The following is an 18,547-nucleotide window of genomic DNA, read 5'->3' on the forward strand; positions in this document are numbered from 1 at the left end:
CAGCCATCATCGTGCCCTGATTTGCGGCTTCCTGACCGCCGCCGGTGCGGGCCGGCAGGACAGTTCGCGCTTCACCGCTTCGATCCGAAGGACGCTTGGACACCGATGGGACAGATCAACCGACGGCACTTTCTCTATACGACCGCCGCCACGGCCGCGCTTCTGGGCGCGCCATCGGCTCTTCGCCCGGCGCGTGCCGCCGCCGTGATGGGAGAGCCCTTCGACTTCTCCTATGACTGGCTGGTGCAGCGGGCCCGCGATTCGGCCGCCGCGCCCTATGTGGCGCCTTACCGGCCCGACCCTGAGATCGTGCAGCAGATCGATTACGAGCAGCACGGCAAGATCAAGTTCCGCACGCAGGATTCGCCTTTTGCCGGCGCCGGCGGAGCCTATCCGGCGACCTTCTTCCATCTCGGCCAGTTTTTCGGCAAGTCGGTGGCCATGCATGTCGTGGTCAACGGCCAGGCGCGCGAGTTCGAATATTCGCCCGATCTGTTCGACATGCCGGACGATTCGCCGGCCCGGCGGCTGCCGTCCGATTCGGGTTTTGCCGGCTTCCGCCTCCAGGAATGGAACGGTGCGCAGGACTGGCGCACGCAGGATTGGGTCGCCTTCCTGGGCGCTTCCTATTTCCGCGCCATCGGCGCGTCCGGCCAGTACGGCCTGTCGGCCCGCGGCGTGGTGATCAACGCCGCCGTCCCGGACGTTCCGGAAGAGTTCCCCGACTTTACCGAATTCTACATCGACGAGGCCGAGAACCCGGAGCAGCCGGTCGTCGTCTGTGCCCTGTTGAACGGGCCGAGCATCACCGGCGCCTTCCGCTTCTACCTGATGCGCGGGCTCGACCGCACCAAGGGCGTGCAGATGGAGGTGGAAGCCAACCTCTTCCTGCGCGAGGATATCCAGCGCCTCGGCCTGATGCCGCTGACTTCGATGTTCTGGTACGGCGAGTATGGGCGCGAACGGCTGAACGACTGGCGTCCGGAAGTGCACGATTCCGACGGCCTGGCCCTGTGGACCGGATCGGGCGAGCGCATCTGGCGCCCGCTCAACAACCCGCCCTTCACCACCGTATCGAGCTTCTCGGACGACAATCCCCGCGGCTTCGGGCTGCTTCAGCGCGATCGCAACTTCGATCATTACCAGGACGGCGTCATGTATGACCGCCGCCCGAGCCTTTGGGTCCAGCCGATCGAACCGCTCGGCGCCGGGCGGGTGGAACTGCTCGAAATCCCCACGGATGACGAGATCCACGACAATATCGGCGCCTTCTGGGTGCCCGATGCGCCGGCAACCAAGGGCTCCGAGTTCCGCCTCCACTACCGCCTGGCATGGCAGGACAACGAGCCCTTCCCGGCCGAGAACGTCGCCCAGGCCAAGGCCACCCGCGTCGGCCGCGGCGGAGAGCCGGGCAAGCCCCGGCCGCAGGACGTGTTCAAGTTCGCGGTCGAATTCGACCGGCCGGCGGTGATGCAGCAGATTCCCTGGGGTGTCTTCCCCAAGGTGAATGTCACGACCTCGGCGGGCGAGATCATCCGCCCCTTCGCCGAGCCGGTGCCCAACGGCAATGTCTGGCGCGCGGTGTTCGACCTGAAGATCGACCCCGAGACCATGGCCGAAATCCGCCTGTTCATGGATCTGGAAGGCCGGCCGCTAACGGAAACCTGGATGTACCAGTTCGACCGGCGCAGCCTCCTGCCGGCGCTCTGAGCGGTCGGTTCCGGCCGCAGGTCTTAACGCGCCTTAACCAAGATGGCGCAAGCGTGGCCGGAATTGTTGATTTTACGCAACGGCTTGCATCTTGCGGTGCAATAAACGACCCCGTCCGCCCATTGTGATTTGCAGTGCAGCATGGACGGGGTCAGACTCCTCGGACAGATCGCTAACCACCGAGTTGCAAGCCCTGGACACGTTCATCACGCGTCGAAAGGCGTTGCCGCGCGCGCGCCCGACGACCACCGCCCTCATGCTCCTGGCCACCGCTGCCATGCTGTGCACGGCGCGCGATTGCGCGCATGCGCAGACCACGAGCGACCGTACCGAGATCGGCAGCCTGATCGGCATTCAGGTCGATGTCGGCCGACGCTTCGCGCGGGCGCAGGCGCGCCGCCTGCATGAGCGGATGGAGCTCCTGCGCGATGCGTCGGACCGGCAGACGAGCGGTTATGCCATCGAGCTCAAGGCGGCCTCCGGCCTGGACGAGGAAGACCGGCTGTCCCGTGACTGGCGTGCGCTCGAGGCGAAGGCCCCCGGCCGGCTGCCGGCGCTGGCTGGCTCCACGCCTTCGGACGCGGGCCGCGCCATCGAGGCGCGGCGCCGTTTTTCCGACGATGGTACGGCCCTCTGGTCGGCCGGCTCGGTGGAGTTCGGCCGCCGCGGCAACGGCATGCTGGATATCGATCGGACGAGCGCGGGCATAGCCTCCGGCTTCGATACGGAACTTTCCCCTTCGGCACGGCTTGGGCTGGGGCTCAGCTTCGACCGGGCGATCGGCGAAGCGGGCGCCTACGAGACGCGGGCACGAGGGCAGGGGCTCGGCGCCGCACTCTACGGCAGCCTGAACCCGACGCCCCATACCTTCCTCGATGCCGCGGTCGGCACGTCCCGCCTGGACTATGCCAATGCCCGCTACCGACCCGATACGGCCGGCATCCATTATTACGAGCGCTCCGGGCTGCAGGGTTTCGGTTCGGTATCGGCAGGCTACGAGCATCGGGACGAGAATGTCCTCCTGTCGCCCTATGGCCGGTTCGAAGTGTCGCGGACGGCGCTGGACGGTGTGAGCGAGCGCATCGGCGGGACCGACATTCTGATCGGCGACCAGACCGTGGACAGCGTCCTGGCGGTTCTGGCGATCCGCGGCGAATATACGATCCGGTTGGACCGGGCCGTCATCAAACCCGGAGCGCGCGCCGAATACACGCATGAAGTATCGGGCGCCGGCACGACGACCCCGCTCGGCGGCGGGGGGCTGGACCTACCGGATTTTGCGGCCGCGTCGATCGGCCGTGACGCATTGACCATCGCACCGGGCGTGCGCGCCGAGTTCGGCGACGACTGGACGGCAGGGGTGGAGTATCGCAACGTCCTCGGCAATCAGGGCCGGGACGAGACGATCAGCCTGCGGATCGGCCACCGCTTCTAGCCGGACCGGCCTGCCTGCGTGCGCAGCGGCATGAATCCGTGGCCGGCATAGGGCTCCGCGCCTTGACGCGGGCGGCCGCATGCGAAAGGTAAGGCGCGGAAGACCGAGCTTTGCCTGCAATGCGCATTTTCATCCGCTGACGGCGCGGCAGGCCATCGAACGAGAATGGGAGAGACCGTATGCCGATCACCGGCGAAAACCTCATTGGCGGCCAGTCCGTGCGCGGCGCCAATGCGCAGATCCGCGCCAGCGACGCCAACACCGGCCAGGCGATGGAGCCCGCCTTCGGTGGCGCGACAGAGGCCGACCTCGACCGGGCCTGTGACCTTGCCGCGCAAGCCTTTGACGATTACCGCAATCGGCCGCTCGCCGAGCGCGCCGCGTTCCTGGAGGCGATCGCCGACAATATCGTGGCACTGGGTGACGAGCTGATCGAGCGTTGCGTGGCCGAAAGCGGGCTCCTGCGCGGGCGCGTGGAAGGGGAGCGCGGCCGCACGGTCGGTCAGCTGCGCTTCTTTGCCGATATCGTGCGCAAGGGGGATTTCCTGCGCACGGTCAAGGACGCCGCCGACGAGGACCGCAAGCCGGCGCGTCGGCCCGATTTGCGCGCGCGGATGATCGGGCTTGGCCCGGTCGCCGTCTTTGCCGCCTCCAACTTCCCGCTCGCATTTTCGGTTGCCGGCGGCGACACGGCCTCGGCCCTGGCAGCCGGCTGCCCGGTCATCGCCAAGGCGCATTCGGCGCATCTCGGCACGTCGGAACTGGTCGGCCGGGCAGTTCAGAAGGCCGTTGCCGATTGCGGCATGCCGGTCGGCACCTTCGCGCTCCTGTTCGATACGAGCCGCAAGATCGGCCAGGGCCTCGTTGCCGATCCCCGCATCAAGGCGGTCGGCTTCACCGGATCGCGCTCGGGGGGCACCGCCTTCATGAAGATCGCGCAGGAACGGCCCGTGCCGATCCCCGTCTATGCGGAAATGAGCTCGATCAACCCGGTGCTGCTCCTGCCGGGCGCGCTTGCTGAACGGTCGGATGCCATCGCTGCGGCCTTCGCCCAGTCGGTGACGCTCGGCTCGGGCCAGTTCTGCACCAATCCCGGCCTGATCCTGGCGGTCGCCGGGCCGGAGCTCGAGCGGTTCGAGGCGGCGGCGGCCACGGCGCTCGCGCAGATCGACGCGCAGACCATGCTGACGCCTGGCATCCACAAATCCTACGAGGAGGGTGTCGCCGCGCTGGCGGGCAACGCCAGCGTCCAGGAACTCGGCCGGGGCAAGGCCGGGCAGCGCTGCCAGGGCCAGCCCGCGCTCTTCGCCGTATCCGGAGCGGATTTCCGTGCCGACAAGACCTTGCATGACGAAGTCTTCGGCGCTGCCGCGCTCGTCGTGCGCTGCCGCGACGAAGCCGAGCTGACCGCCATCCTGGACGAGATCGAAGGCCAGTTGACCATCGCCCTGCATATCGGCTCGGGAGATGCGGAGCGTGTGCGCGCGCTGCTGCCGCTCCTGGAGCGGCGGGCCGGGCGCCTGCTCGTCAACGGTTTCGGCACCGGCGTGGAAGTGTCCAAGGCCATGGTGCATGGCGGCCCGTTCCCTTCCACCTCGGACGGACGGTCCACCTCCGTCGGCGGCATGGCGATTGACCGCTTCCTGCGCCCGGTCGCCTATCAGGACTTCCCCGCCGAGCTCCTGCCGAGTGAACTGCGCGATCTCTAGGATCGCATCGCCTGCGGCCGGCCACCCGCCGGCCGCGGCATCCGCCTAGCGGGCTGCGTCGCGCTGGAGCGCCTGCAGGATGCCCGAATGCGCGCCCTGCGCCTGTGTCGCCTCGACGGCGCGGACATTCATCGCCAGTGGCTTGCCGGCAGCGATATGCGCGGCCTGCGCCGTGCGCGCCTCGGACTGGCTCGTCATGCGACGCCCCTCACGCAACTGCCGCGACAGGCGCTGATAGAAGGCGTTGCCACCGGCGACGGCCACATAATTCATATTGGGATAGCCGAAGCTCATCCCCGCCGTATGGAAGAACTTCGCGTCCCCCACCAGGGAGTGGCGCTCGCCCTTCAGGACGGCCTCGGCCACGCGCTCGGCGCGGTCCTTGCCGGCCGTCATGGGCCGCGTCATCACGCCGGGTGCGAACTGGTTCTTCTGGGCGACGACACCGCACACCGTATCGGGATAGGTCCCCGAATGGACACGGTTCATGACCACCGTTCCCACCGCCAGCATCCCCTCATCGCTGGATCGGTTCGATTCGAAATACATGGCCCTCGCAAGGCAATCGCGATCCTTTGGATCTACCTTGGGTTCCGGCGTCAACGCCGCCATGTCGGTGGACTGACAGGCCCCGAGTGCCGAGAGGCCGAGCAGCGCAAGCGCCATGATGGCCTTGCGGCCAGCGATGTCCGATGTGTTCATTACAACCGTGATAGCAATTGTCCCCAGCCGCACGGCTATGGCGTCGATGGGGCCAGAAAACGGCAGGACAGGCGAAAATCACCTGTTGCGACAATCTGGCGCGCCGGTAGGTTACGCTTGCAAAGTGTCAGGAGATCGGGTGGCAAGTGCCCGGTTGCAATCAACAGGGCATGGCGGAGCGATCGGATGGACTGCCGGATACGATGGGCGCGGTCGCGGCGCACGGCGTGGTTCTGCCTTGCGCTGGCAGCCACAGCCCTGCCATCTGCGGTTGCACTCAGCCAGGAGGGGCCGGGCCTGACGCAGATCTTCGACGGCAAGCTCCTGCCCGATGCGCAGGTTCAGTCCTTCAGCCGATCCGAGACGCTCTTTCCCACCCGGCTGGTCCCGGCGCATGGCAGGGCGCGCCCCGTGCCGGATTCTGCCCGCAGCCTCGACGGGCTGAGTATCGCCTCCGAAGGGCGGAGCTACGATCTCTTCGACTATCTGTCGATGAACCGGGTGGCCGGCATCATGGTCCTGAAAGACGGGGAACGCGTCTTCGAGGATTACGAACTCGGGACCCGGCCGGAGACCCGCTGGCCATCCATGTCCATGGCCGCCGCCATCACCTCGACGCTGGTGGGCGCGGCCATCGAAGAGGGCCTGATCGCGCGGATCGACGATCCGCTCACCCGCTATCTGCCGGAGCTTGCCGGAACGTCCTATGACGGGGTCACCGTGCGCCAGCTCCTGATGATGTCGTCCGGCGTCAAATGGAACGAGCGCCTGTCCGATCCGGCCTCGGACCGCCGCGCCATGATGGCCCTTCAGGCCGGCCAGGAGCCGGGCTCCATCCTGCGCTATGTGGCGAGCCGGCCGCGTGCGGCCGAACCCGGCACGGTCTGGGTCTATTCCAGCGGCGAAACGCAGATGCTGGGCGCGCTGGTCGCCGCCGCCACCGGCCGCGACCTTGCCGCCTACCTGTCCGATACGATCTGGTCCCCGGCCGGCATGGAAGCGGATGCCGCCTGGTGGCTCGAGTCCCCCGGCGGGCTGGAAATGGGCGGGATCGGTCTTGCCGCCCGGCTGCGGGATTATGCCCGCTTCGGCCAGTTCATCCTGGAGGACGGCGTCATCGACGGCCGCCGCATCCTGCCGGAAGGCTGGGTCCGTCAGGCGGGTTCGGTGCAGGAGGTCGGCGGCCGCAGCGTCGCCTTCGGCTACATGTGGTGGCCGCTGTCGGAGGGCAGCGATTTCGATGCCGATGGCGCCTTCGCGGCAATCGGCGCCTTCGGCCAGTATATCTATGTCAACCCGCGTCGGCGGGTGGTGATCGTGCTTCTGGGATCGCAGTCGAAACCGGAAGGGTCCTGGCCGATCGACGAGACCGACTTCCTGGAGGCGGTGGCCCGCCATCTGGATTGACAGGCGGGGCCACCGGCCCCCATTGTGCGCTCCATCCGAGGGGTGCCGCGCGACATGCGCGGCTGAGATGGCCGCCGTGCCGAACCCTTGAACCTGATCCGGGTCATGCCGGCGTAGGAACGGACCGCGCACCGCGCATGCGGCGTGCTCGCCCCTGTGCCCCTCCTGTCCCGGCCGGACCATCGAGGGAGCTGCCCATGACCTTCACCGCCCTGACCATCGCCGGTTCGGACTCCGGCGGCGGCGCCGGCATCCAGGCGGATCTGAAGACCTTCTCTGCGCTGGGCGTCTATGGCGCCAGCGCGCTGACGGCCGTGACCGCGCAGAACACCTGCGGTGTGACCGCGGTGGAGACGCTGTCACCTTCCATCGTCGCCGCGCAGATCGATGCCGTCCTGTCCGACATCGCGATCGACGCCATCAAGATCGGCATGGTGTCGTCCGCGCCCGTCATCGATGCGGTCGCCGACCGTCTCCTGGCCCATCGGCGCAGGGTCGTGCTGGACCCCGTGATGATCGCCACCTCCGGCGATCGGCTCCTGGAGGACGGGGCGGTCGCGTCGCTGATGCGCCGGCTCCTGCCCCTGGCGCAGATCGTCACCCCGAACCTGCCCGAGGCCGCGCTTCTCAGTGGCAGGCCGATAGCGGGCGACGATGCGTCCCTGGCGGCGCAGGCACAGGTGATGCTGGACGCCGGGGCAGGCGCCGTCCTTATCAAGGACGGTCATGGCCGGGGCCCGACCTGCCGTGACGTCCTGTTCCGGCGCGGCGCTGCGCCGCAGGTCTTTTCCGCACCACGGCTCGTGACGCGGCAGGATCACGGCACGGGCTGTACCCTGTCGGCGGCCATTGCCGCGGGCCTTGCGCGCGGGCTGGCGCTGGAGGATGCGGTGGCCGGGGCCAAGGCCTACCTGCATGCCGCACTGGCGGCCGCCGAGGGAATGGGCATCGGGAAGGGCCGTGGGCCGGTTCACCACTTCTGGCGCGTCTGGCAGGACGCCCCGACCGACCACATCACAGCGTGACGTAGGTTCCGAGCTCCACCACCCGGTTCACGGGGATGCGGAAGTAATCGATCGCATCATAGGAGTAGCGCGACATCTTCTTGAACAGCTTGCCCTGCCACCGGGGCATCTCGCTGCGCTGCGCAAGCTTGATCGATCGGCGGCCGACGAAGAAGGTCGTGGACATGACATCGAACTTCATGCCCAGGCTGCGAAGCTGCCGCATGGCCTGGACGAGGTTCGGCTCCTCCAGGAAGCCGTAATTGAGCGTGATGCGCTCGAAGGAGGGCGACAGGGACTCGTAGAGCATCCTGTCTTCCTCGGCCACATAGGGCACGTTGGCCGTGCGCACGGTGACGATGGCGTTCTTTTCGTGCAGCACGCGGTTGTGCTTGAGATTGTGCAGGAGCGCGGTGGGCACGATGTCCGGCGTGCCGGTCAGGTACATGGCCGTGCCCGGAACCCGCGTGACGGAGGTCGAACCCGCCATCGAGCGGATGAAGCTCTCCATCGGCAGGCTGTCGCGCCGCGCCTTTTGCGTCAGCACCGTCGTGCCGCGGACCCAGGTCAGCATCAGCACGATGATGATGCCGCCGATGACCAGCGGCAGGTAGCCGCCATCGGCGAGCTTGAGGAGATTGGCCGCCAGGAAGGCCGAATCGATCAGGAGGAAGGGCGTCATGGTCACGACGGCAAGGCCGAGGCCCCATTTCCAGCCATAGGCCAGAACGACGATCGCCAAGAGGCTCGTCACGATCATCGTTCCGGTCACGGCGATGCCGTAGGCCGCGGCCAGGGACGAGGAATCCTGGAAGACGACGATGAGCGCCACGACGCCGGCCAGCATCAGCCAGTTCACCGCCGGAACGTAGATCTGCCCGTGCTCGGTCTCCGACGTGTGCTCGATCTGCAGGCGTGGCAGCAGGCCGAGCTGGATGGCCTGTTGCGAAAGCGAGAAGGCCCCGGTGATGACGGCCTGCCCCGCGATGATCGTGGCAAGCGTCGCCAGGATGACGAGCGGCAGCCGCGCCGCTTCTGGGGCGGACAGGAAGAAGAGGTTGGGCAGGGCCGCCGGATCGCTGAGTGCGAAGGCGCCCTGGCCGAGATAGTTGATGAGGAGCGCCGGCCCCACGAGGCTGAGCCAGGCCATGCGGATCGGCCGCTTGCCGAAATGGCCCATATCGGCATAGAGCGCCTCGGCCCCGGTGACCGACAGGAAGACCGAACCGAGGACGGTGAAGCCGATCAGCCCGTGGCTCGTCATGAACCAGAGCGCATTGGTGGGATTGAGCGCGTGGAGGATCTGCGGCGCATCGCCGATATGCAGAAGGCCGATCGCCGCAAGGCTGATGAACCAGAGCGTCATGATCGGCCCGAAGAACACCGCCACCCGCCCGGTGCCGGAACTCTGCACCACATAGAGGCCGATGATGATGGCGATCGATATGGGCACGATGAAGGGATCGAGCGCCGGCGCGGTGACCTTCAGTCCCTCGACGGCGGACAGGACGGAAACCGCTGGCGTCAGGATGGCATCGCCGTAGAAGAGCGCAGCCCCCACCATGCCGAACAGCATGACAAGCCGGCTCGGCCGCGCCAGCGCCTTCTGCGCGAGCGCCATGAGGGACAGGGCGCCGCCCTCGCCGCCATTGTCCGCACGCAGGATCAGGACGACATATTTCACGGTCACGACGAAGATGAGCGACCAGACGAGCAGCGAGACGATGCCGACGATCTCGTCTGCCGACGGGGCGTGGCCCACATGCAGCAGCGATTCTTTCATCGCATAGAGGGGGCTTGTCCCGATATCGCCATAGACGACGCCGATACTCCCCAATGTCGTTGCGAAAAGGCTCTTCTTGCGAAGCGCCCCCTGGTCGCGGCGCTTCGGCCCGGCGGAGACGGACTGGGTCATGTGTGCGCGGGAACCGAGGTGTCGACGTGCGAAGGACCGGCGGCGCGGGCGGCTTTGCCGGTCGCCTGCGCCCTTGGGGCTTGCAGTGAAGTGTCCGGCATTGCCGATCCATACCTCGATGAGAAACGGTCGCATCATACTCTGATGCGGGACGGCTTCAATCTCTCTCGCAGTTGCGCAATGCCGCAGGCCGATTTTGCACGTCAGTGTTGCAGGACGATCCGGCGGCAGGCGTGTTTCTACTCGGCAGCCTGACGCTGCGGATCGGTGTCGGCGGCGGCGGTGTCGTCGCGGTAGGAGCGGATGGCGTCGTCGACCAGGCGCACGGCGGTCGCCGCATCCTCGTAGCCATTGAGCTCGACCAGTTTGCGGCCTTCCGGAAGCTGCTTGTAGACGCGGAAGAAGGCTTCCAGCCGGTCGATCTCGGCCTTGGGCATGTCGGACAGTTCCCGGATGGCGTCATATTGCGGATCGATGTCCGACGTCGGGACGGCCACGATCTTGTCGTCCTGTTCGCCGCCGTCGATCATCTTCAGGACGCCGATGGCCCGGGCCCGGATCATCGCACCCGGTACGATCGGCTCGCGCGTGTAGACGATGGCGTCCAGCGGATCGCCATCGCCGGCGAGGGACGAGGGGATCGATCCGTAATTGGCCGGGTAGACGACCGGCATCACCTGGTAGCGATCCACGATCACGTGGCCTGTCTGCGCGTCGATCTCGTATTTGGTGAAGGAGCCGGCCGGGATTTCGATGACGGCGTTGAACTCGCCCCCTTCCTCCGGCTGCGGATAGGCGAAGGGATTGGTCATGCCCTCCGCCAGGGCCGATGTCGCCAGGCCGAGGGTGAGGGCAAGGGCGGCCGAAAGTCGGACTGTCATAGAAATCTCCGGTTGCGGTTTGGTACCGGAGCGCTTCTAGGGCGTCATCGAGAATGCAGCGTTGCAGTCCTGTGACGGGGCCGTGACAGGTTCTGACAGCTTGGTGATCGGCGCCGGCGCGGCGTCTTCAGCGATCGCTGAGGCGCGCGCCGGCGGCTGCCAGGACCAGGATGATCACGACGCCCTGCAGAATATCCTGTGCGCCGGGCGGCAGCCCGGCGATCTGCATCGTCGTCACGATCATGACGAGCAGCATGCCGCCGAGGAGGGTTCCGAGCGCGGTCGCGCTGCCGCCGGAGATCAGCGTTCCGCCCAACACGACGGCGCCGACACTCTGCAGGAGATAGGGCGCCCCCATTTCCAGGAAGGCGCCACCGGCATAGCCGGACAGGAGCATGCCGGTCAGCGCCGACAGAACGGCCGAGACGATGAAAGTCGATGCGATGACGCGGCCGACCTTGACCCCCGCCAGCCGCGCCGCATCCTGCGATTGGCCGACGGCGAAGAGCTTGCGGCCATAGGCGCTGCGCATAAGAAGGATGGCGGCGAGCCCGCAGGCCAGTATGGCGACGATCAGGATGACCGGCATGTCGCCGATCCGCCCGACCGACAGGAAGGCCAGCGCATCGGGCCGCTGGAACATGCCGATCCGCGCATTCACGATCAGCGTCGCCGTTGCCAGGATATAGCCGGTCGCCAGCGTGGCGATCATGGCCGGGATGCGCAGAATGAGCACCAGCACCGCATTGAGCGCCCCGATGGCGAGCCCGCCGCCCACGATCAGAGCGAGGGTGACGCAGAAGCCGGCGGCCGTGCCCGTGGAGGTCATCACGCTGACATAGGCGCCGAGCGTGACGAGGCCGGGAATGGACAGGTCGATATTGCCGCGCCCCGTCGTGACGACGAGCATCTGGCCGAGCGCCGGCAGGAGCAGGAAGGAGGCCGAGATGGCGACGCCCGACAGGCTGTAGAGCGAGAAGCGGGCCGTCAGCACCGTCAGGGCCACCCACAGGAGCAGGATCCCGATCAGCGGCCACACCCACCGCCGCATCCGCAGGAAACGCAAGGTCGCTTCAGCCATGACGCCGCTTCCTCAAGGCCAGGGCCTGCAGGCCCAGTATGACGATCAGAAGTCCACCCTGAACCGCTGCGTTGTAATCGGTGCTGACGCCGAGCGAGGCGAGAAGCGCACCGATGAGCGACAGCGTCACCGCCCCGGCGACCACGCCGAGCGGCGCGATGACGCCGCCCAGGAGCTGGCAGCCGCCGATCACCACCGATGCGATGGACAGGAGCGTGAAGGCATTGCCGGCATTGATGTCGCTCGCATTGTTGGTGCCGGTCACGTAGAGGCCGGCCATCGTGGCGAAGAGGCAGGCGACCACATAGCGCAGCACCGCGAAGCGGACGGGCGACCAGCCCGCGCGCTCCAGCGCCCGCCCGCTCGAGCCGAAAGCCCGCAGGACGGTTCCGGTGGGCGACCGGTCGATCAGATAGGCTGCCGCGCCGGCCAGAAGGATCAGAACGAGGGGCGTCGGCAGCCCGGCAATGGACCAGGTGAAGAGGGCCGAGAGCCAGGCCGGGCTTTCCCCGCCGGGCGAGGGCTGGATGGTCTGGCCAAGCCCCATCCAGATGAAGGAGGCGCCGAGCGTGACGACGATGGCCGGGATCGACCGGGCATGGATGATGAGACCCATGATCGCATAGAGCGCGAGCCCGCCGATCAGCGCCCCGACGCCCAGAAGCGGCGTGGCGACGAGCAAGGTCGCGCTGACCACGTTGACGAAACCGGTAAAGGCCCCGACGCCGAGATCGATCTCGCTGCCGCCGACGACGAACATCTGCGCCAGTGCCACGAAGACCAGCGTGACGGCGGGCGCCAGGAGGAGCTCCAGTCCGAAACTCGTGGCCACCATGGGGTTGAGCGAGGACATGACGGCGAAGACAAGCGCCAGGCTGACGAAGGGCAGGGCCTTCAGGAGTGTGGCGCCGATCCCGCGGCCCGCCTGTGCGGTTGCCGGGCGGACGGTGCGCGGCTGCAGGAAGGAGGCCTCCACGACGCGTTCTTCCGAAATCTCCTCCCCCTCCAGCTCGGCGACGATATCGCCCCGGGAGAAGACGAGGACACGGTCGCATTCCAGGAATTCGAGGTCTTCTGTCGAGTGCCAGACGACCAGCCGCCTATCCTGTGCGATCTGTCGGACGAGTCGGTAGAAATCCCGCTTGGCGGCGATGTCGACGCCGCGCGTCGGATCGTCCAGGAGGATGATGTCGGCATCCTCGTCGAGCGCACGGGCCACCAGCGCCTTCTGCTGGTTGCCGCCGGACAGGTCCAGAATGTTGGAATCGAGGCGCTTGTCGTCGAGCGCCAGGAGCCCGGCCCGCTGCCGTGCGACGGCGCGCTCGGCCCCGTCATCGACCGGCGACAGGCCGAAACGTCGTGCGATCCGACCGATGGCGATATTGTCGAGGACGCTCCAGAGCGGAAAGACGCCCTCGCGGCCCCGATCGCCGGAGACGTAGCGCACATCGCCCGAGCGGGCCACGCCCGCGCCGCCGCGCCCGCTGAAGAGGGCCTCCAGCAACGCCTTCTGGCCGCTGCCTTCCAGGCCCGCCAGGCCGATGATCTCTCCGGCGCGCAGTTCGATCGGCGCGCCGGAATGCTCGTGATGCGGGCCCGACAGCGTTACGCGGACAGGCGCATGCGCGGCCACCGCGCTGCCGGCCGTCCGGCGCTCGCCGGCCCCGGCGCCGCCCATGGCTTCCACGAGATCGGCGATCGAGGTGTCCCGCGCCTGCCGCACCCAGGCGAGCCTGCCGTTGCGCATGGCCACGACACGGTCCGCGACGTCGAGAACCTCACCGAGCTTGTGGCTGATGAAGATGACCGTCTTGCCGCCGGCGGTGAGGTCCTTGATGAAGCTGCGGAGTTGCCCGCTCCGCTCCGCACCGAGCGAGGATGTCGGCTCGTCCAGGATGAGCAGGCGCAAATCGGGGTCGGATGCCGCCCGCGCGATCTCGACCATCTGGCGCTCGGCGATGGACAGGCCGTCCACCCGGCGCCCGGTGCCGATGCGCGCGCCCGGGAAGATGCGTTCGATGGTCTGCGCGGCGAGCCGGTCGTAGGATCGTAGCCACAGCGGCGACAGCCCCGCGAACTGGGGCTGCTCGACGTAGAAATTCTCCGCCACGCTGAGATTGGGCGAAAGCGACAGTTCCTGCCAGACGATGCGGATACCATGGCGGCGCGCCTGTGTCGGCGTGAAGGCGGCAGGGTCGAGGGCCACACCGTTCAGTTCCATCCGGCCGGCATCGGGCCGCGTCACGCCGCACAGGATGCGCATCAAGGTGCTTTTTCCGGCGCCATTGGCGCCGACCAGGCCGATCACCTCGCCGGGGACGACCATAAGGTCGATGTCGCTGTTGGCGCGCGTGCTGCCATAGGTCTTCCCGACGCCGTGCAGCGCCAGGAAGGGGGCAATCCCTGCCTCGGCGCCGGCCGGAGCGCCAACCGTCTCGCGCTGCGTGTTGCGGAGTGCTGTCATGCCAAGCCCGGAATGGTGTTGCGAGTGGATGCGCCGGTGGCAAGAGCCACCGGCGCGCGTTCGGTCGGGCCGGTTATTTTGCGGTGAGGAGGTTCTCCTTGACCCAGGCGTCGTCATAGCTCGGGCTGATGATCATGCCGGGCTTCAAGCCGGCCGCCATCTGCTCCAGATTGGCGGCTTCCACGGTCGCCACGGGCATGGTCATATCCTTGGGCGCTTCGGCGCCCTTGACGATCTCGTAGGCGAGCCAGAAGGCGGCGCCGCCGATGCCCGGCGTCGTGTTCATGGATGTCGTGCGGTAACCGTCCTTGGCCTTTTCGTTCCACCAGAGGACGAAATCGCTCGAGCCGCCGCCTTCGATCACCGGCAGCTTCTCCGCATAGGGGCCGCCGGCCTGTTCGAAGGCCTGTGCGATCCCGAAATCGTCGCTGCCGCCCTGGCCCAGGACGGCATCCACATGCGGCAGGCTCGGCAGGACGTTGCCGATTGCCGACTGCGCGACCGAGGCCGTCGCCTGGCCGTAGACTTCCGCCACGACCTTCACGTCGGGATGGGCGTCCAGCACCTTCTTCTGCGCCGAGTACATGAGGTTGTCCGGTCCAGAACCCTTCACGCCGCGCACCACGATGACGTTGCCCTTGTTCCCGATCAGGTCGAGCGTGGCTTCCGCCTGCTCGGTCTTGTAGCCGGTGAAGTCGAAGGACAGCTTGTAGGCGCAGTCGGCCGTCAGCAGCGAATCGAAGGCGATGACCTTGATGCCGGCCGCGCAGGCCTTTTCGGCAAGGCCGTTCAGCGCTGTCTCGGACGCCGCGTTGATGGCGATGGCGTCGACGCCGCGCAGGATCAGTTCGGCAAGCTGGCTGTTCTGCTGGTTCACGCTGCCGTCGCCGTTCAGGACCACGAAATCGGCGATCTGTCCGGCGGCCTTGGCCTTCTCCGCTTCGGCCGTGAACGCATCCACCATCTGGCGGCGCCACGTATTGCCGTAGAAGGAATTGGACAGCGCGATCACGGGCTTTTCCGGATCAAGCGCGGCGGCGGGTCCCATCGTCCCTGCGGCCAGCGCGACAAGGGACGTCGCAGCCGCGAGCATGCGGATGTTCAGCATCTTTATTCCTCCCATGAGACACGGTTCCTCCACGGTGTCCTGACATACTCATTATACCATCAAATGAGGCGGCTCAAGCAAAAGGTAGCCGACGGTCGGGGAGAGGCGACGCGATTGTGCCGCATCGGAGCCTGCACTACACCCTCTCCAGAAGGAGATGCCCATGGAGCCTGTGCAGAAGCGCAAACTCTCTCATCAGGTGCTCGAGCGGCTGGTGGAGGCGATTTCGACATCGGAGTTCCCGCCCGGCTCGCAGCTTCCCTCCGAGCGCGAACTCATGAGCATGACGGGCGTCGGCCGCCCCTCGATCCGCGAAGCCATGCTGTCGCTGCAGCAGATGGGCCTGATCAAGATCAGCCACGGCGAGCGGGCCAGGGTCATCAACCCGACGCCCGACGTGGTGATCGACCAGATTTCCGCAGCCATGATCATGCTCCTGGCCACCAGCCCGCGCGGACTGGACGAGTTGAAGGAAGCCCGCCTGTGGCTGGAGACAGGGCTTGTGGCTATGGCGACGCGCAACGCCACCGCCCACGACCTCGATGCCCTCGCCGCATCGATCCGCGCGCTGCAGGATGCCCGTGACGACCAGGCCCGGTTCATCGCCGCCGACCTGTCCTTCCATGCGCTGATCGCCGAGATGAGCGGCAACGGCATGGTCGCCGCGATCACCAGGGGCATGCTGGAATGGCTCTCGCGGTTCAAGCGCGACCTCGTCTCCAAGCGGGGCAAGGAGCGCCTGACGATCGAGGAACACGACCGGATCTACCGCGCCATCGCCAGCGGTGATGCCGAAGCCGCCGCGCAGGCGATGCGCCAGCATATCGGCCGGGCGAACCAGCTCTACTGGCAGGAGGCCGACCCTTCGGCCGTGACGCAAAAAGACGCGTAACTGGTATAATGACATGAAGACTTACCGGTGCTATGAACGAGTCATGGCGTCGGGAGGAGGACTTCATGGTCGAGCGCATCGTCGCGACCTATCGGATCGAAACACGGTATCCCGTGCAGCAGGCAGCGGCCGCCATGGCGGGCGAGCAGTCGAGCGGCACGTTCCGCCCCGTACCGGGCGAAACGCCCGAGCTCCTGGCGCGCTTCGGCGCCCGGGTGGAGGACATCGAACTTCTGGGCGAAGTCGCGCAGCCGAGCCTGCCCGGTGCCAGAGCCCCGCGTGACACGGCATCGCCAAGGCCGGTGCAGGCGCGCGTGCGCCTGTCCTGGAATTTCGAGAATGTCGGGGCGAACCTGCCGATCCTGTGGTCCACGGTCCTCGGCAATCTTTTCGAGCTGCACCATTTTTCCGGCCTCAAGCTCGAAACGCTCGAGCTTCCCGATGCCATGGCGCCGGCCGGCAGGGGCCCTGCCTTCGGCGTCGAGGGCACCCGGGCGCTGACGGGGGTCTACGGCCGCCCGATCATCGGCACCATCATCAAGCCGAGCGTCGGGCTGACGCCCGAACAGTCGGCCGAGCTCGCCGACCGGATGATCGGCGCCGGGCTGGACTTCATCAAGGATGACGAGTTGATGGGCGACCCGCCCCATTCGCCCTTTGCCGAGCGCTATGCCCGGGTGATGGACGTCATCGACCGGCATGCCGACCGGACGGGCCGGCGGGCCATGTATGCGGCCAATCTGTCGGGTGATCTGGATGCGATGCGCCGGCAGCTGGACCTTATCCATGCGCGCGGCGGAAGCTGCGCCATGCTCGTCCTGAATGCGGTCGGCCTCGTCGGCGTGGCGGAGATCCGCAAGCACGCCGCCGTCGCCCTGCACGGCCACCGGGCCGGCTGGGGCCTGTACGACCGCGCGCCGCAACTTGGCCTAAGCTACCGAGCCTACCAGAAATTCTGGCGCCTGGCCGGGGTGGACCATCTGCACGTCAACGGACTCGGCAACAAATTCTGCGAAAGCGACGAGAGCGTGATGGCATCGGCACGCGAATGCCTGACGCCCATGTTCCAGGACAAGCCCTGCACCGTGATGCCCGTCTTCTCGTCGGGACAATCCGCCGTGCAGGCGGGCGAGACCTTCCGGCAACTCGGGGGCGACGACATCATCTTCTGCGCCGGCGGCGGCATCATCGCGCATCCCGACGGGGCGGAGGCCGGCGTGCGCTCGATCCACGAGGCCTTCGAGGCCGCCCGTTCGGGCATCGACGCGGCCACCTACGCACAGGACCATCCTGCCCTGAAACGGGCGCTGGAAAGTTTTGCCTGACGCTCGGCGTCACGCTGCGGCGCAGCGCCGGACAGAGAGATCAACATGACATTGGGAGGAGAGAGACGATGTCGGTTTCCGTAGCCATTCTGGGCTCCGGCGGGAAAATGGGCTTCCGCATCACGCGCAAGCTCGTCGACGCCGGTTATGACGTGCGTGCCATCGAGATCGGCGAGCCGGGGCGCGCCCGGCTGGCCGAGGCGGGCATCACCGCCGTCGACCGTGATGCCGGTGTGTCGGGTGCGCGGGTCGTGGTGCTGGCCCTTCCGGACAATGTCATCGGCGGCGTTGCGGCGGAACTCTCGCCGCTCCTGGCGCCGGGCACGATGCTCCTGATCCTCGATGCAGCCGCGCCCTATGCGGGCGACCTGCCCAAAGACAGGCCCGACCTGACCTATTTCGTCGGCCATCCGTGCCATCCCCCGCTCTTCAACGACGAGACGGACTGGGCCGCGCGGCGGGATTACCACGGCGGTATCGCGCGCCAGTCCATCGTCTGCGCGCTCATGCAGGGCCCGGAGGAAGACTATGCGCTGGGCGAGGAGATCTGCCGGGCCATGTGGTCGCCCATCATCGACGCCTGGCGGGTGACGGTGGAGCAACTCGCCATCCTGGAGCCCGGCCTGTCGGAAATGGTCGCCATGCCCTTCGTGGACACGATGGTGGAGGCGGTGGAAGAGTGCGAGCGCGTCTACGGCATTCCCCGGCAGGCGGCGCTGGATTTCCTGATCGGCCACCTCAATGTCGAGATCGCCATGTGGTTCGGCTATTCGCCCAAAGTGCCGTCGGACGCGGCGCTGCGGCTCATGCGCTTCGCCAAGGGCGTTGTCGTGCGTGACGAATGGCGCGAGGCGCTGTCTCCGGCCAAGGTGCGTGAGGCATCCGAACTCATCGTCTACGGCAAGGGTGCCTGA

Annotated in this window: 14 protein-coding genes and 1 riboswitch; of the genes, 8 read left to right on the top strand and 6 right to left on the bottom strand. The window is 67.2% G+C overall.

What is annotated here, in order from left to right:
• The first annotated feature begins 105 nt into the window (after positions 1 to 105).
• The 3 genes from AUL30_RS04270 to AUL30_RS04280 all read left to right on the top strand — a co-directional run bounded on the left by AUL30_RS04270 (position 106) and on the right by AUL30_RS04280 (position 4,854).
• Positions 106 to 1,710 carry a glucan biosynthesis protein gene (locus tag AUL30_RS04270; protein WP_062226623.1) on the top strand — a complete coding sequence of 535 codons (1,605 nt, stop codon included), beginning with the start codon at positions 106 to 108 and terminating at the stop codon, positions 1,708 to 1,710.
• A 223-nt stretch (positions 1,711 to 1,933) separates the two neighbouring features.
• The gene (locus AUL30_RS04275; RefSeq protein ID WP_062226624.1) at positions 1,934 to 3,145 is read left to right on the top strand and encodes an autotransporter outer membrane beta-barrel domain-containing protein; all 1,212 of its coding nucleotides are present in this window, start codon (positions 1,934 to 1,936) and stop codon (positions 3,143 to 3,145) included.
• Between the two features lie 179 nt (positions 3,146 to 3,324).
• Entirely contained in the window at positions 3,325 to 4,854 is a 1,530-nt protein-coding gene (locus tag AUL30_RS04280) for an aldehyde dehydrogenase (NADP(+)) (protein WP_062226625.1), read from the top strand.
• A gap of 45 nt (positions 4,855 to 4,899) precedes the next feature.
• On the opposite strand, the gene AUL30_RS20250 is transcribed toward AUL30_RS04280, so the two are convergent.
• Complete coding sequence (locus AUL30_RS20250; RefSeq protein ID WP_062226626.1) at positions 4,900 to 5,556, bottom strand: cell wall hydrolase; 657 nt, start codon at positions 5,554 to 5,556, stop codon at positions 4,900 to 4,902.
• A gap of 186 nt (positions 5,557 to 5,742) precedes the next feature.
• Here AUL30_RS20250 and AUL30_RS04290 point away from each other — a divergent pair, with 186 nt between their 5' ends.
• Both AUL30_RS04290 and thiD read left to right on the top strand, forming a co-directional pair.
• On the top strand, positions 5,743 to 6,963 hold the full coding sequence (locus tag AUL30_RS04290) for a serine hydrolase domain-containing protein (protein WP_062226627.1): 1,221 nt from the start codon (positions 5,743 to 5,745) through the stop codon (positions 6,961 to 6,963).
• A 28-nt stretch (positions 6,964 to 6,991) separates the two neighbouring features.
• Positions 6,992 to 7,100: riboswitch (TPP riboswitch) on the top strand.
• Positions 7,101 to 7,160: 60 nt separating this feature from the next.
• A complete protein-coding gene (gene thiD, locus AUL30_RS04295; RefSeq protein ID WP_062226628.1) occupies positions 7,161 to 7,988 on the top strand; it encodes a bifunctional hydroxymethylpyrimidine kinase/phosphomethylpyrimidine kinase in 828 nt (275 codons plus the stop codon).
• Here the strand turns inward: thiD and AUL30_RS04300 are convergent.
• The 5 genes from AUL30_RS04300 to AUL30_RS04320 form a co-directional block, all read right to left on the bottom strand.
• Positions 7,978 to 9,882, bottom strand: a complete 1,905-nt coding sequence (locus AUL30_RS04300) for a potassium transporter Kup (RefSeq protein ID WP_062226829.1) — start codon at positions 9,880 to 9,882, stop codon at positions 7,978 to 7,980. The genes thiD and AUL30_RS04300 overlap by 11 nt on opposite strands.
• A 239-nt stretch (positions 9,883 to 10,121) precedes the next feature.
• Complete coding sequence (locus AUL30_RS04305; protein ID WP_062226629.1) at positions 10,122 to 10,763, bottom strand: inorganic diphosphatase; 642 nt, start codon at positions 10,761 to 10,763, stop codon at positions 10,122 to 10,124.
• Positions 10,764 to 10,890: 127 nt separating this feature from the next.
• The gene (locus AUL30_RS04310) at positions 10,891 to 11,844 is read right to left on the bottom strand and encodes an ABC transporter permease (protein ID WP_062226630.1); all 954 of its coding nucleotides are present in this window, start codon (positions 11,842 to 11,844) and stop codon (positions 10,891 to 10,893) included.
• Complete coding sequence (locus AUL30_RS04315) at positions 11,837 to 14,308, bottom strand: ATP-binding cassette domain-containing protein (RefSeq protein ID WP_062226631.1); 2,472 nt, start codon at positions 14,306 to 14,308, stop codon at positions 11,837 to 11,839. The genes AUL30_RS04310 and AUL30_RS04315 overlap by 8 nt, the downstream gene beginning before the upstream one ends.
• Before the next feature lie 73 nt (positions 14,309 to 14,381).
• Positions 14,382 to 15,416, bottom strand: coding sequence for an ABC transporter substrate-binding protein (locus tag AUL30_RS04320; protein ID WP_062226632.1), 1,035 nt, complete (start codon positions 15,414 to 15,416; stop codon positions 14,382 to 14,384).
• A gap of 163 nt (positions 15,417 to 15,579) precedes the next feature.
• On the opposite strand from AUL30_RS04320, the gene nanR reads away from it, so the two are divergent.
• From nanR to AUL30_RS04335, 3 genes are all read left to right on the top strand, one after another.
• On the top strand, positions 15,580 to 16,308 hold the full coding sequence (gene nanR, locus AUL30_RS04325; RefSeq protein ID WP_062226633.1) for a transcriptional regulator NanR: 729 nt from the start codon (positions 15,580 to 15,582) through the stop codon (positions 16,306 to 16,308).
• Between the two features lie 65 nt (positions 16,309 to 16,373).
• A complete protein-coding gene (locus AUL30_RS04330) occupies positions 16,374 to 17,633 on the top strand; it encodes a ribulose-bisphosphate carboxylase large subunit family protein (RefSeq protein WP_062226830.1) in 1,260 nt (419 codons plus the stop codon).
• A 68-nt stretch (positions 17,634 to 17,701) separates the two neighbouring features.
• Positions 17,702 to 18,547 (top strand): phosphogluconate dehydrogenase C-terminal domain-containing protein, encoded by an 846-nt coding sequence (locus AUL30_RS04335; RefSeq protein ID WP_062226634.1) that lies wholly within the window; start codon positions 17,702 to 17,704, stop codon positions 18,545 to 18,547.

Origin of the sequence: Aureimonas frigidaquae, assembly GCF_001463905.1 — a bacterium.
In the GTDB taxonomy this organism is placed as follows: domain Bacteria; phylum Pseudomonadota; class Alphaproteobacteria; order Rhizobiales; family Rhizobiaceae; genus Aureimonas; species Aureimonas frigidaquae.